General features: G+C 32.9%; 14 protein-coding genes. All 14 read right to left on the bottom strand.

Going from position 1 to position 14,545, the window contains the following annotated elements; all coding sequences use genetic code 11:
• On the bottom strand, positions 1-380 hold a 380-nt coding region (locus ABI549_RS11190), incomplete at its 3' end, for an AAA family ATPase (RefSeq protein WP_348076543.1).
• 207 nt (positions 381-587) lie between these two features.
• Positions 588-1,469 (bottom strand): SDR family oxidoreductase, encoded by an 882-nt coding sequence (locus ABI549_RS11185; RefSeq protein ID WP_348076542.1) that lies wholly within the window; start codon positions 1,467-1,469, stop codon positions 588-590.
• An 82-nt stretch (positions 1,470-1,551) separates the two neighbouring features.
• Entirely contained in the window at positions 1,552-2,325 is a 774-nt protein-coding gene (locus ABI549_RS11180; RefSeq protein ID WP_348076541.1) for an HNH endonuclease, read from the bottom strand.
• A gap of 176 nt (positions 2,326-2,501) precedes the next feature.
• Positions 2,502-3,077 carry a transposase gene (locus tag ABI549_RS11175; protein ID WP_348076540.1) on the bottom strand — a complete coding sequence of 192 codons (576 nt, stop codon included), beginning with the start codon at positions 3,075-3,077 and terminating at the stop codon, positions 2,502-2,504.
• 51 nt (positions 3,078-3,128) lie between these two features.
• Positions 3,129-5,249, bottom strand: coding sequence for a methylmalonyl-CoA mutase (gene scpA / locus ABI549_RS11170; RefSeq protein WP_348076539.1), 2,121 nt, complete (start codon positions 5,247-5,249; stop codon positions 3,129-3,131).
• Complete coding sequence (locus ABI549_RS11165) at positions 5,249-5,704, bottom strand: hypothetical protein (protein WP_348076538.1); 456 nt, start codon at positions 5,702-5,704, stop codon at positions 5,249-5,251. The genes scpA and ABI549_RS11165 overlap by 1 nt, the downstream gene beginning before the upstream one ends.
• Positions 5,705-5,714: 10 nt before the next feature.
• Entirely contained in the window at positions 5,715-7,088 is a 1,374-nt protein-coding gene (locus tag ABI549_RS11160; protein ID WP_348076537.1) for a methylmalonyl-CoA mutase subunit beta, read from the bottom strand.
• A gap of 21 nt (positions 7,089-7,109) precedes the next feature.
• Positions 7,110-7,439: a septum formation initiator family protein gene (locus tag ABI549_RS11155; protein ID WP_348076536.1), complete on the bottom strand. Its 330-nt coding sequence runs from the start codon at positions 7,437-7,439 to the stop codon at positions 7,110-7,112.
• A gap of 110 nt (positions 7,440-7,549) precedes the next feature.
• A complete protein-coding gene (gene udk, locus ABI549_RS11150; protein WP_348076535.1) occupies positions 7,550-8,158 on the bottom strand; it encodes a uridine kinase in 609 nt (202 codons plus the stop codon).
• A 47-nt stretch (positions 8,159-8,205) separates the two neighbouring features.
• Positions 8,206-9,453: a hypothetical protein gene (locus tag ABI549_RS11145; RefSeq protein WP_348076534.1), complete on the bottom strand. Its 1,248-nt coding sequence runs from the start codon at positions 9,451-9,453 to the stop codon at positions 8,206-8,208.
• Positions 9,422-11,929, bottom strand: coding sequence for a DUF2339 domain-containing protein (locus ABI549_RS11140; RefSeq protein ID WP_348076533.1), 2,508 nt, complete (start codon positions 11,927-11,929; stop codon positions 9,422-9,424). The genes ABI549_RS11145 and ABI549_RS11140 overlap by 32 nt, the downstream gene beginning before the upstream one ends.
• A gap of 344 nt (positions 11,930-12,273) precedes the next feature.
• On the bottom strand, positions 12,274-12,459 hold the full coding sequence (locus tag ABI549_RS11135; protein ID WP_348076532.1) for a DUF2892 domain-containing protein: 186 nt from the start codon (positions 12,457-12,459) through the stop codon (positions 12,274-12,276).
• A gap of 1 nt (position 12,460) precedes the next feature.
• Positions 12,461-12,766, bottom strand: coding sequence for a hypothetical protein (locus ABI549_RS11130; protein WP_348076531.1), 306 nt, complete (start codon positions 12,764-12,766; stop codon positions 12,461-12,463).
• Positions 12,763-14,545, bottom strand: a 1,783-nt coding sequence (locus tag ABI549_RS11125) for an efflux RND transporter permease subunit (RefSeq protein WP_348076530.1), incomplete at its 5' end; no start/stop codon positions are given. The genes ABI549_RS11125 and ABI549_RS11130, both read right to left, overlap by 4 nt.

Below are 14,545 nucleotides of genomic sequence, written 5' to 3'. Positions count from 1 at the left end.
GCACAATCTATAATGATATAATCGTATTTGTCTTTAACAGAAGCTAATGCTTGTTTAAACATATATTCTCTATTTTCCTTATCTACTAGTTCAATTTCAATAGCGACTAAGTCAATATGAGCAGGAATAACATCCACATTTGGTGCAGTACTTTTTATAATAGCCTCTTCGGGAGTATTGCTGTGTTCGAGGATTTGGTAAGTTCCAATCTCGACATTATCTACATCAATTCCTAATCCAGAACTGGCATTTGCCTGCGGATCAGCATCAATTAATAAGACTTTTTGTTCTAAAACACCTAGTGATGCTGCTAAGTTTATAGATGTTGTAGTTTTTCCAACACCACCTTTTTGATTAGCAATTGCAATGATTTTACCCATTTTATTTTTGAAATTTTGAGTCGTAAAAATACAATTTTTTATGAGTTTAGGAAATCTTATTTGTTAACAAAATTGGAAATTTCAGATTTCAGATTTTAAATTTCAGATTTTGGATTAAAAACGATTGATTTTAGTCACTTATTTTGATAAAAAAAAGTCAGAATAAAAATTTAATCTGACTTTGTTATTTTATAATTTGAAAAACTACTATTTATTCTTTTTAGCTTTAATCATCATTTCTAACTGATCCCAAAGTTCTTTAGGGATTGCAGACAAATCGTTAAATTGTCCAGCACCTTGCAACCATTCACCACCATCTATAGTTACAACTTCACCATTTATGTATGCTGAAAAATCAGAAACCAAATAAGCAGCTAAATTGGCTAATTCTTGGTGTTCGCCATTGCGTCGTAACGGAACTCTTTTTGAAGTGTCAAATTTTTCGGCAAGATCTCCAGGTAATAATCTATCCCAAGCTCCTTTTGTAGGAAATGGTCCTGGCGCAATGGCGTTCATACGGATTCCGTATTTTGCCCATTCTACAGCAAGACTTCTAGTCATGGCAAGAACACCCGCTTTTGCCGTAGCACTTGGCACCACATAAGCAGAACCTGTCCAAGCATAAGTAGTTACAATATTTAATACATTACAATTGGTTTGTTTTGTATCTATCCAGTGTTTTCCAAAAGCCAAAGTGCAGTTTTTTGAACCTTTTAGCACGATATCTATTACAGTATCAAAAGCATTTGCAGACAATCTCTCGGTAGGAGAGATGAAGTTTCCTGCGGCATTGTTTAGCAAAACATCTACACGACCAAAAGTTTTTAGGACTTCAGCTAACATAGCTTCTACTTGGTCATAATGACGCACATCACATTGCAACGGCAAACATGTCCCACCTGTTTCCGTTTCTAATTCTTTGGCTGTATTTTGCAATTTTTCTAAGTCACGAGAAGTAATGGCTACTTTTGCTCCTAATTCCAGAAAATATTTTGTCATGGCTTTACCTAAGCCACTTCCGCCACCCGTTACTACAATTACTTTGTCTGAAAGCGCATTATCACGAAGCATTTTTGCTGAAAAATTCATAGTTTTCTATTTTTGATTTTCAAATGTAGTAAAAATATTTATTATGCATGCATAGTAAATAAAAATTCGAAAGTATTTTTGTTTATTTCTCAAAGATAGTATCTAAATGATACTCTAAGAATTCTTTTCGGGGTAAATATTTTATAGGTTCAGTAATTTTAAGATTTTCAATAGGAGCGAAGTGAGTTTGATAAAATTCTGTTTTGCATTTCTTTTTTAAAGAATCAGATAAAATTACTTCATACTTTTGGTTAATACCAATAATGCCTTTGTCAAAAGCTTTGTCGTAGAGAGCAGAAAGGCAAATTCCATTTTCAGGATTTAAACGATTTTCTTCATTTTTTGACCACGGAATGATATGACTTGCTAATAATAATTCTGGAATATCGATTCCTGTAATAGCACACTTGGTACTGTAATTAGCCATAACCATTTGCCTAAAAACGGATTGATTAACTCTAGTTTTTACTTCACGAATTACAGTTTCTCCTTTTAAATCTTTTAAATCGAAAAGTAATTCTTGGTATTTATTTTCGATTGTCGAATTTTCTCTTCCTGCTAGAATTTGTTCACTTTTGAAAATTAATTCTTCTTGGTTGTGGAAGAATTCATTCCAAATAGGTTGAACTTGTTTTTTACCATTAGGTAAGCCACCAACTCCTCTTAATTGATGGAAAGGATCAATACTTGCAAAGTTTCCCAAACGCATCACTATAGAAGAAGGTGTTCTGTTGATAAGTTTGGCAAGCTCAATAATTTTAGGATTATGAGCATGAGTTTTTCCAAACTCTATTTTTAGATAGAGATTAAAAGCAAGGATTAGTTCTTCTTTTGTCCAGAGGATTCTTTGAGCCATTTTTTGAAAGTGGTATTAATTTGCGTTTTGCAATAAATTCAAATCTACAAAAAAATAAACATGTATATTGTGTAAGCTTTAAAATGGAATAAAAAAACACCAACTTTTCAGTCAGTGTTCTGAGGTTGCTACACCTGACAGGTTTTTAAAACCTGTCAGGTGTTTCTAACTAAAATTTAAATTCCTAATATTGTTTCAATTGAATAATCATTGCTTTTTAATTGATGAACATATTTGAAATTTTCGATATCTTCAAATATTTCAATAACCTCTTTTCTTTTAAGTTTTGTTGGTTTATCTGAAAGGCAAGTAATATAGGAGCTCCAAGGATAATTTAAAGGATGGTCGCAAATATTATGGTGAACAGGATTGTTATGAATGTATGCTATAACATTCTTAAAATATTTATTGTGATTTATTTCTTTCCTCCTAAAAGGTCTTTCAAAGAGAGAACCATGTCTGTTATAACTTTTGTTGAAAGCTTTTGTATAGGCATTAAATAAATTTGAAAAAGATTGTGAAGGCTGGATTTTCTTTTCAGTAGTTAGCTCGTCAACATCTTTTATTCTAACTAAAAAATGAAAATGATTTTTCATTAAGCACCAAGCATAAGTTTCAGCTATTGGGTCAATATGTGTGTCATATAATCTTAGAAAATAGTCATAATTAGCTGTATCTTTAAAAAGCAAATCACTATTTATTCCTCGATTGTAGATGTGATAATATTTACCGTTTTCTAGTGGCTGAATCATAATTAGTTAGATTGATAAACCTGACAGGTTTTTAAAACCTGTCAGGTTTGGTTAGTTTAAAAGAACCTCCAATATACTAATCGCAGCTTCACTAATTTTGGTTCCAGGACCAAAAACAGCAACGGCTCCGGCATCAAACAAATATTGGTAATCTTGTGCAGGAATTACGCCACCCACAATCACCATTATGTCTTCACGACCATATTTTTTGAGTTCTTCAATCACTTGAGGAACCAATGTTTTGTGTCCAGCGGCTAGTGAGGAAACCCCAAGAATATGCACATCGTTTTCTACGGCTTGTTTGGCAGCTTCGGCAGGGGTTTGAAAAAGTGGGCCTATATCGACATCAAAACCAACATCAGCATAACCTGTAGCGACTACTTTTGCGCCACGATCATGTCCGTCTTGTCCCATTTTTGCAATCATAATTCTAGGACGACGACCTTCTTTTTTGGCGAATTCGTCGGCTAGTTGTTTTGCTTTTTCAAAACTTTTGTCGTCTTTTATTTCTTTGCTATACACGCCACTAAATGTTTTAATTTGTGCTTTGTATCGTCCGAAAACGGTTTCTAATGCATCTGAAATTTCACCTAAAGTGGTTCTGTTTCTTACAGATTCTACTGCTATTTCTAGCAAATTTCCTTCGCCAGTTTGTGCACAAAGTGTTAGTTTTTTTAGGGAATCTTGCACTTTTTCGTTATCACGAGTTGCTTTTATTCTATCTAATTGTTCGAGTTGTTGTTTGCGAACCATTTGATTGTCAACATCGAGAATATGCAACGGATCTTCTTTCTCTAATCGGTATTTGTTTACGCCAACAATGATGTCTTGACTAGAATCGATACGTGCTTGTTTTCTGGCCGCAGCTTCTTCAATACGCAATTTAGGAATTCCGGCTTCGATGGCTTTTGTCATGCCACCCAATTCTTCGACTTCTTCGATTAGTGCCCAAGCTTTGTCGGCTATTTCTTTGGTTAAACTTTCTACGTAAAAACTTCCTGCCCAAGGATCGACAGTTTTACAAATCTTAGTCTCTTCTTGTATGTATATTTGAGTGTTTCTGGCAATTCGTGCCGAAAAGTCTGTTGGTAAAGCAATGGCTTCATCAAGCGCATTGGTGTGCAAAGATTGCGTTCCGCCAAAGGCTGCCGCCATGGCTTCTACAGTAGTTCTCGCCACATTATTAAAAGGATCTTGCTCGGTCAAACTCCAACCAGATGTTTGGCAATGTGTTCTTAATGCTAATGATTTATCATCTTTTGGTTCAAATTGTTTGACCAATTTTGCCCAAATCATTCTTCCTGCACGCATTTTAGCAATTTCCATGAAATGGTTCATTCCTATTGCCCAGAAAAATGATAGGCGAGGAGCAAACTCATCGATTTTCATTCCTGTTGCTAGTCCAGTTCTAATGTATTCTAAACCATCGGCAAGTGTATAAGCCAATTCAATATCAGCAGTAGCTCCCGCTTCTTGCATGTGGTAACCTGAAATTGAAATAGAGTTAAATTTCGGCATTTTTTTGCTCGTAAATTCAAAAATATCTGCAATGATTTTCATGGAAGGTGTTGGCGGATAGATATAAGTATTTCGCACCATAAATTCTTTTAGAATATCATTTTGAATCGTTCCCGAAAGCAATTCGGGTTTTACTCCTTGTTCTTCGGCGGCAACGATATAAAATGCCATAATTGGTAAAACGGCACCGTTCATAGTCATAGAAACCGACATTTCGTCGAGTGGAATCTGATCGAATAATACTTTCATATCTTCGACCGAATCTATGGCAACACCCGCTTTTCCTACATCTCCCACAACACGTTCGTGGTCGGAATCGTAACCTCTGTGTGTTGGTAAATCGAAAGCGATAGAAAGTCCTTTTTGTCCTGCTGCTAGATTTCGGCGGTAAAAAGCGTTACTTTCTTCGGCTGTCGAAAATCCTGCATATTGGCGAATGGTCCAAGGTCGGCGAACGTACATTGTAGCGTATGGGCCGCGTAAATTTGGCGCAAAGCCAGCTCCAAAATCAAGATGTTCGAGATTCTCAATGTCTTGTTCGGAATAATCGGATTTTACTTCGATTCCTTCGGCAGTTAGATAGCTTTTACCTTTTGCTTCTTGATTGTTGTCTGTTGCCTTTTCTAAAGTAATATGTTGTATGTCTTTTCTCATTATTGCTCTACAATTTTGAACATATAATTACGATAAATTAATGATTTGTTTTTATTATTTAGAAGTGAACCTGTAATTATACTGGCTGTTCCTCCTGCAAATAGCGCAAATGCTGAGCCATCGCTAAAAGCTGCAGCTACTCCAGAACCAGCTAATAAACCGGCTCCTGCTCCAAGAAAAATATTTTTTGCTGTTCTTCCTCCTTTTGGAAAATATTTGATACTACTTATATTATCTGTTTTTGTTTCAACACCATTTACAGAAATAGTTTGAAGATCATTTATGGTTAGGAATCCTACCATTTTTTTTCTGTCGGAAGTGGTGAGTTTTACACGTTGTCCGTCTTCAAAATAAACTGACTTTCCGGTTACTTTATTTGTTGCTTCTAGTTTTTTTGCTTGCGCAAAGGTGATTAGAGATATAAATAATAGTAAGATTGATAAAATGGTTTTCATAACTTATGTTTTATGGTTGTTTTTCGGTTTCTAGTCTTTCTTGTTCTAGTTTTTCAGCCAATCGTTTTTCGATAATTGGTGTGATTAATGTTTTTCTTGGTTTTATTTTCACAAAAGGGAATAATTCTAAATCATGACTCATTTTGTCATTTTTGTTTGGATATTTATTTGTTCCCAAAAGGACTTCTTTGCCAGAATCGAATAAATCTTGTTCTTTTTGGGCGCTTTCTTGTATTTTTTTCTGAATATTTCCTTCTTTCAATTGTTTTATTAATCCACCATTTGCTTCAATTTCTTTAAATAAAAGTAAGGATTTTTCGGCAAGTTGCACTGTTAGATTTTCTATATAATACGTTCCGTCAGCAGGATTGTTTACGATATCAAAATAGCTTTCTTTCTTTAGAATTAACAATTGATTTCTTGAAATTCTATCGCCAAATTCATTGTCTTTATGATAAATAGCATCATAAGCCAAATTTGCAACTGCATTTGCACCGCCCAGAATAGCACTCATGCATTCGGTTGTGGTGCGTAACATATTTGTGTTATAATCGTATAGCGTTTTGTTACGTTTTGTAGGTGTTGCAATAATATGACAATCGAAATTATGATTGTATTCTTTAGCTAATGTATTGAAAAGTAGTCGTAAAGCTCTTAGTTTTGCTATTTCGAAGAAATAATTTGTTCCTATAGCTACTTCGATTGTAATTGGCTGGTTGATATTTTGAATATGATTAAAATATTCGTTCGTATGTGCTAATGTGTATGCTAATTGTTGCACCATATTAGCGCCTGCATTTTGATATAAAGTAGCATTTATATTGATGAATGTTACATTTTTGCATTCTTTTGAAACAGAATTTAAAATCTCAAAATTGTCTTTTGTTTCACTTTCAAACCAGTTTCCATCGGAAGCCAATTGGTGAATTGGATCGACCAAGCAATGAATAATTGCATTTTTAGAAAGTGCAATTTCATTTATTTTTTTGATAAAATTTGCAGATAAGAATTTTAAGTTTAGATAAACAGGAATTTTATCAATTGCTATTTCCGAAAGTAGTTTAGTGATATCTAAATCTTCATTTTCAATCGTGAAACGTACACTTTCGGCTCCACGAGAGATTGCATCATTTGCTTTACGAATGGATTTTTCGACATCGAAAACAAAAATGTTTTGAACTATTTTTGATTTTGAAGCTTCGGTAACAATATTTGCTGTTTTGTAATCTTCGTCTTTGTGATAAAAAGGTTTTACCTTAATTCCTTCTGGACTTTCCCAAACTAAGGTTTCGTTATAATCTGCACCTTTTAGTTCAAATTGAATTTGTTGTTTCCATTGTTTTGAAGAAAGGGAATCGAAATCGTTGAATAAATTGGTTTCCAAAATGTTTGTAATTTATGATTTTTATCTAATATTTTTTTCTAAAGTGTCTCCTTCAAATTCGATGATGTATATGTCTTCACTATCTTTTTTCATATAGTATTTTTCCCGTGCATATTTTTCTATTTGAGCTGGATTTTTTAGCTTTTTTATTTGGTCTTTGTCTTTTCTTATTTCTTCTTGGTAATAGATTTTATTGTCTTCGAGTTCATTTATCTCTTTGTTGAGAACTCGATGGTCAAGATAGGAATAATTGTCTAAAAATAATATCCAAGTTACAAAAAACACGGATACAATAACATACTTATTGAGTAGTATTTTGTACGGGATTTTGTCTTTGAATGGATTGTTCATTTTTTACTGGTTTTTAGCCCTGATTGCAACGGAAATCCTTTTTCTGGCTCCTTTAGCCAGGAAAAGATTGTAGTGAAAAGCGGGAAATAGCTCCTAAAAATACTAATTATTTATGAAATACGTTGATTTATTACTGCTCTTACTACATCGATAGCAACGGTGTTGTACTTGTCGTTTGGGATTATAATATCTGCAAATGCTTTTGTTGGCTCGATAAATTGTTGATGCATTGGTTTTAGTGTAGTTTGGTATCGGTTTAAAACCTCTTCCATATCACGACCACGTTCTGCAATATCACGTTTTAGACGACGGATTAGTCGTTCGTCTGAATCGGCATGAACAAATATTTTGATATCGAATAAATCACGCAATTCAGGATTTGTTAGGATTAGTATTCCTTCGACGATCATTACTTTTCTTGGGTGTGTAGAAATAGTATCGTCTGTTCTATTGTGTTTTACAAACGAATAGACTGGTTGGTCTATTATTTTTCCTGCTTTTAGATCTTTTAGATGTGCCACTAAAAGTTCGAAATCGATAGCTCTTGGATGATCAAAATTTATTTGCGAACGTTCTTCATAGCTTAAATTTTGAGTTTCTTTGTAGTAAGAATCTTGGGAAATAATTCCTACTTCGGTATCTGGTAACTCGTTCATAATTTGATGAACTACGGTTGTTTTTCCTGAACCTGTTCCGCCTGCAATTCCTATAATGAGCATAAGTGTGTCGTTTTGTTGGACAAAAATAAGAATTTATCTTTTTATAATTAAGATTTGTTATTTATATCTTTTGCTAAACTTGTTGCAAAATAAGCAATGGCAATTCCTCCTATCGAAATGCAAAGCCACATGAACCATGATTGTTCCCAAAAAGTTTTGGTTGCTGTAATTTCAGTATTGTTTTTAATTTGTTTGATATCAATAATTTGAACTTCAGGTAAGTTTGTCGAAATACTGTTTTTGAAATTTTCTAAATCGTATTGAGGTGTGTTTAAGTCTTTATTTCCTGTTGTAATGGTATAATCTTCGTTAGCATTTAAATCTGCAATTACACAAATTGGGATTTGAAAAAATTGTATATCAGAAATAGTTAGTGGTTGGTTGTCTTGGTTTTCTATTTCTAAGAAAAGCTCTTTTTCGAAAATTTGTGAAATATTAAATGTGTTATTTGTTTCAGAATTTAGTTCGAAACTAGCAAGTTCTTCGTTGTAATTTTCAAATTTATGTTTTATTTTTCGAGTGGCTTTTTTGTAAACAGTTACATTTCGTTTGTAGTGTTTTGGATTTAAAATTGTAAATAAAACTTGGTTTATAATTTGAGGATTGTCAAAATTAATTCGAATTTGTGTCTTTTTTTCTGGTTTTAGTTCGTTTACAGATTTTGTTTTGTAAGAAACATTAAGCAATGTGTTTTTTGAAGTTTTGCTATCAAAATAACCAACGTTTAATATGTTTATTGGAAGTGTTTTTTTGTCGTTGAAATCGATTTTTAAATACTTATAAAAACAAGTCGGAATAGAAACTGTAGCGAATCCTGATGATGATTCTTCAGAATAAACAGGCGACAAAATAGCATTGTTTACCAATCCGAACCATTTTTCGTTATCCATGCTTCCACTAATACTATAGGGTTTTGTAATGTTCGAGTTGGCTATTTCTAGTATTACTTCATTGATTGTCGATTTTGGATTTTCAAAAATCAGCACCGTATTTTTATTTGTCACTACTATTTTGGAAATGATTTTATAAGATACAAATTGATTATTAACAGATTGATTGTTTTTTGCTTCAAAATAATAAGGAACTTCATTTTTTTTGCTATCAAAAATTCTAAAATCACTCAAATCATCATTCGATAACGAACGAAGCTCTGTTGGCAAAACTAGTTTGTGTAAGCCATCTTTTTTGTCAAATTTTATTTTTGCTGTCGCAATATTATTTTGTGCAAACGATAAATTTGCAATAAATAAAAGGATAAAAAACTTATTCATTCTCATCAATTTTGTTGATTTCATTAGATTTTTCGGACTTTACATCATCAATAACCAAAACTTTTAATTTTTGATATACAAATGATATGACTAAAATTAAAACGCCTAATAATATGAATGCAATGATTTTTCCAGTTTCGGAAACATTACTAATATCGTAAACAAATAATTTTAGAACAGTTAATCCAAGTAATGACAATGCAATTATTCGTATGGTTTTGTTTTGTTTTTTTATACCAATAATCAAGAAAATAAAGGCTAGAAAACCCCATAAAATTGGGAAACTGGCTTTCCAGATTCGAGTTCTTGCATCCGAAATAAAATCGGAAGCAATGAGGCTGCGCAAATACTCAATATCGTCTTTGTAATCTGCATACATAGTACTGCTTTTTATATCTTGTAGCGTAACTGGCGAATTCATAATTACTAATCCGTGAAGCATTATTTCGGTACTAGCCAAAAATATAATGAAAAAGGCTGTAATCCAGACAAAGATATTTTTATTAAAGAATTCAGAAATAACTTTGTCGTTTTCCATTTTGTATAATTGGTATCCAAAATAAATAATGATTGCTAGCGAAACATAATGTAGATAAAAAGCAATTCTATGATGAATACCACTACTAATATATTGTTCGTGTTCTGTAAAAGCATAATTTGAGAACCAAAATGTGAATAGAAAAATATTTGCAACGGCAATAATTGTTGCAAAATTATAACTGAATTTGGTTTTAGTTTTTAGTACAAAATAAGATAATATGGCAAGGAATAGCAAGTGATAAACTATTGGAAATGCAATTGCCGAATCAGGATTCTGGATATAATCGTTGGCTTGATAACTAACTTCGATAATTCCTATAAAATAGCTAAGAATAATTCCTATTAAGAATACAATTTTCTTATAATTTTCTGGGTTAAAAGTAATTCCGAATTGTTTGAATTTTTCGGTTTCATTTCTCAGTAAATAATAAACAGCAAATAATGAGGCAACGGAAAATAATCCTGTAATGAAAATAGGATTAATTATAATATTCAGAACGCTATTGCCACCATAAATTTTCTCCCAATCTATCATTAAGCTAATAATCATTAAGAAGTGTACAATTACTGAACCAAAACGATAACCAATAATTTCAGATTTTTGTGCCAACCAAATAAGTAAAACAGCTTCGGCAGCCCAAAATAAAGTGATGTAATGTCCGTTAAACTGAATAGGAATTGCGAGCGTTACAAATGTTAGTGTAAGTCCAATTAGCAAATAAACCGCCGTTTTGTCTAATCCAAATTTTTTGAATAGGAACCAAGCGTATGTTAGGTTTAATAATGCAACAATGGTTGTAAATAAACCTTTTAATTCAGGATGATAATTAGATAAAATCACCATTCCAGCAGCATAAAATAAGAAAGTATTTATGGCTAAAAGTGATAGTTGTATTTTGGTAAAAACACCTTTTGTTTTTATATTGTTAATAATATTTATTAGAATAAATATAAAATAAAAAACAAATCCAAAAAGTAAACCGCCAAGATAATGAGGTTTGGGTATATCTATTTCTGTAGATAACCAACCCATGTAAAGTAGCACTGTAAAAATGAATGCAAGTGTATTTACTAAACTCCATTTTTTGTAATAAGCCAATGCTAAAATTCCGGCATTCAGAATAATAATATAACTAAACAAGACCACATAATTTCCAGAACCAGTGCTAATCATAAAAGGAACAGCAAAACCACCAATTAAGGAGAGCACTGCGAGTTCTATTCTATTATATGAATAAGAGATAAACACACTAAATCCAGTAATAGCGACCATAATTATAAATGCAACGGTTTGACTAAATAAATGATATTCATGAAAAGCTATTCCTATAGTAAAATAAAATATTGCAATAGCTCCAGCTACAAAAACCGAACTAAATGCGGCATATTGTTGCCTTAATTTATGAGCTATTCCCATAACCAATGCACCACTAAGAACTCCAATTCCTACACGAGCAGGTTCATTTATCCAATTTTTGTCGATAGCATATTTTACGAAATAACTAATTCCCAGAACAAGAATTAGAATTCCTAATTTACTAATTAGATTTTCGCCAATAAATTTTTCTAAATCAGGATTTTTTTCTTTAAAATTTTCCCAAAACGATTTTTTGGGCGGAACAGGAATATAAGGTTTTGAGATTGGTTTTTGTTCTTCTTCTTTTGTAATATTTTTATTCTCCAGAGGAGTAAAAACTAGTTCTTTGTGTACTTCGGGAGTAATTTTTTCTATTACAGGAACAGCAATTACCTGCTTTGCTTCTTCAAAAGAGGTGGTAGGTTTTTCCTTCTCAAATATAGGAGAAGTAATAGACTCTGCTGTTTTGTCTTGTATTTTAAGTTGTTCTAGTAGTTTGTTCAGCTCTTTAAATTTTTGCTCTATTTTGTCAAATCTTGATTTGATAGTATTAGAAATATAAAATAAAAAAATAAGAGCAATAATAAGTAAAAATGCTTCCATAGGACAATTATAAAACATGAATGATTTGTAAATATAATAACATTTATGAATTGAAATCAGGTAATGTAATATTACTTTTGCAGTTTTTAACAAAAAAAAAGTCTTTTCAAGTAAATGAAAAGACTTTAGTCGGGGTGGCAGGATGAGCTGCCCTATATATCTGTGCCGCAGAAGTTCCGTAAAATTGTAAAGGGAGAAGATTTGAGGGACAGGATTTTTACCAATAGGGACATCATTTACTGTTGTTCTGAACCAACTGTTGATGTGTATTTGATCTCAGCTTTTGGAGATAAAATCAGGATTAAAACAAGGGTTAAATAATAGCTAGGTGTAATTTTCATCAACTAGTCCTTTATACCTAATTTATCCAGTATATCTTCCATTAAGCACCATTTGGTTATAGACGATTGTAATAAATTAGCCCCAACAAAAGCGGTAAACCACAGCCAGTTTTGGTTGACATAAATTGACAACAATAGACTGATTAAAATAAAAGCTCCCGCTATGGCTCGGATGATTCTGTTTTTCATATCAATTCGATTTTTCAATATTTAACACTGCAATATGGATGTAGGATTCGGTTTCTTGTTTTGCATTAAATTCGTTTACGGATTCATACACTTTATCTACATTATCCTTTGGAACGAAAGCATAGAATAGAATTGATTCATTTTCATCCATTTCAACTCCAAACCAATTACTTTCCAATGGTTCTTCTGAACTGTTTTTATATCCAATAACTTCCTTATACGAATAGGATGTTACTTGAGCGTTTTTAAGAATTTGTTTGACTTCTTTCGCAAACTCTTCAATTGTGGTTATAATGACTAGTTTCATAATTCTGTTTTTTGATTAGTTGTTGGTTGTTCCCATTTTTTTCGCTCCGTAACATAATAAATAATGGGAACAACAAGCAGTGTTAATACTGTGGAAACTATTGCTCCAAAAACCAACGATATGGCCAATCCTTGAAATATGGGATCAAATAATATGATGGATGCTCCAATGACTACCGCTCCTGTGGTTAGTAAAATTGGTGTAGTTCGCACTGCTCCAGCTTCGATAATGGCTTGTTTTAGCGGAATTCCTTCCTGCAATCGGATTTCGATAAAATCGATTAACAAGACCGAATTTCTAACCATAACTCCAGCCAAAGCAATCATTCCGATGAACGATGTTGCAGTGAAAAAAGCACCTAACAACCAGTGTCCGAATACAATTCCGATTAGCGATAACGGAATCGCCATCATCATTACCATTGGAGTTTTGAAGTTTTGAAACCAACCCACAATCAACATATAAATGATTACAATTACCACCATAAATGCTACGCCTAAATCTCGGAATACTTCTAACGTAATTTGCCATTCGCCATCCCATTTTACGGTAAAATCACTTTCGTCGGAAGGTTGATCCATATACAATTCATTCACTTTATAACCTTTAGGCACTTTTATTTTTTGGAGTTTTTCATTCATTCCTAAAATGGCATAAACTGGACTTTCTAATGCGCCAGCCATATCAGCCGTAACATAAACCACACGTTTTTGATCTTTTCTGTAAATGGTTTTCTGTAAGGTATCTTGAACCACTTTGACCAAATCACTCACTGGAACTACATTTCCGTGACTTCCTTTAATCTTCAAATTTTCAATATCTTGTAAGGAAGTTTTATCCTTGTCGTCAAGCGAAAGAACGATGCCTAAATTATCATTTGAGTTTTCATCATACAAATTAGAAACAGGGTATTCTTTTAGCAAATACGTCAAGTTTCCAACCACTTGTTGCGGAGCGATTCCGTTTAGCATGGCTTTTTCTTTATCTACAACCAACTTGTATTCGATTTGATTGTCTTCGGTCATCCAATCGATATCTACAATATCAGCAGTTGTTTCTAGAATGCCTTTCACTTGATTGGCAACTTTGATTTGGTCTTTGTAATTAGGTCCATAAATCTCAGCCACTAATGTTGAAAGTACTGGCGGTCCTGGCGGAACTTCAATAATTTTGACATTGGCACCATATTTTTTTGCGATTTTTTGAATTTCGGGACGTACTTCTTTAGCAATGCCGTGACTTTGTAAATCTCTGTCTTCTTTGTGCAACAAATTCACTTGAATATCTGCCATATTGCTTCCGCCACGCAAATCGTAATGACGTACTAATCCGTTGAACGTAATGGGTGCAGAAGTTCCAATATAATTTTGATAATTCACCACTTCTGGAACGGTAGAAAGGTATTGCGCGATTTCTTGAGTTACTGCAGCAGTTCGTTCTAGAGTGGTTCCTTCTGGCATATCTACCACAACTTGAAACTCGTTTTTATTATCAAAAGGCAGCATTTTCACAATTACTGATTTGGTGAAAAATAGCATTACTGAACCAATTAATAAAACCACCGTTAAACCAACTAAAATTCTTCGTTTTTTGCTACTTTCTAATAAAGGTCTTTCCAGTTTGTTGTAGATTTTATAAATAAAACCAGTTTCTAAACCTGCTTCTGCTTTGTGTTCTTGTGCTTCCTTTTCCTGTAATAAATGATAGCCTAAATAAGGTGTAACCGTTAATGCAACGAACAGCGAGAGTAGCATAGCAATTGAAGCGCCAATTGGCATC

This window comes from Flavobacterium sp. (genome assembly GCF_039932285.1).
GTDB lineage: Bacteria > Bacteroidota > Bacteroidia > Flavobacteriales > Flavobacteriaceae > Flavobacterium.
This window is presented reverse-complemented; position numbering and strand designations above follow the sequence as displayed.

What these genes read in the sequence shown, in the direction of transcription:
- ABI549_RS11135 (WP_348076532.1), bottom strand. Translation starts at nt 12,459, where the DNA reads ATGAAAAACAGAATCATCCGAGCCATAGCGGGAGCTTTTATTTTAATC.
- ABI549_RS11155 (WP_348076536.1), bottom strand. Translation starts at nt 7,439, where the DNA reads ATGAACAATCCATTCAAAGACAAAATCCCGTACAAAATACTACTCAAT.
- scpA (WP_348076539.1), bottom strand. Translation starts at nt 5,249, where the DNA reads ATGAGAAAAGACATACAACATATTACTTTAGAAAAGGCAACAGACAAC.
- ABI549_RS11165 (WP_348076538.1), bottom strand. Translation starts at nt 5,704, where the DNA reads ATGAAAACCATTTTATCAATCTTACTATTATTTATATCTCTAATCACC.
- ABI549_RS11140 (WP_348076533.1), bottom strand. Translation starts at nt 11,929, where the DNA reads ATGGAAGCATTTTTACTTATTATTGCTCTTATTTTTTTATTTTATATT.
- udk (WP_348076535.1), bottom strand. Translation starts at nt 8,158, where the DNA reads ATGCTCATTATAGGAATTGCAGGCGGAACAGGTTCAGGAAAAACAACC.
- ABI549_RS11180 (WP_348076541.1), bottom strand. Translation starts at nt 2,325, where the DNA reads ATGGCTCAAAGAATCCTCTGGACAAAAGAAGAACTAATCCTTGCTTTT.
- ABI549_RS11145 (WP_348076534.1), bottom strand. Translation starts at nt 9,453, where the DNA reads ATGAAATCAACAAAATTGATGAGAATGAATAAGTTTTTTATCCTTTTA.
- ABI549_RS11130 (WP_348076531.1), bottom strand. Translation starts at nt 12,766, where the DNA reads ATGAAACTAGTCATTATAACCACAATTGAAGAGTTTGCGAAAGAAGTC.
- ABI549_RS11185 (WP_348076542.1), bottom strand. Translation starts at nt 1,469, where the DNA reads ATGAATTTTTCAGCAAAAATGCTTCGTGATAATGCGCTTTCAGACAAA.
- ABI549_RS11175 (WP_348076540.1), bottom strand. Translation starts at nt 3,077, where the DNA reads ATGATTCAGCCACTAGAAAACGGTAAATATTATCACATCTACAATCGA.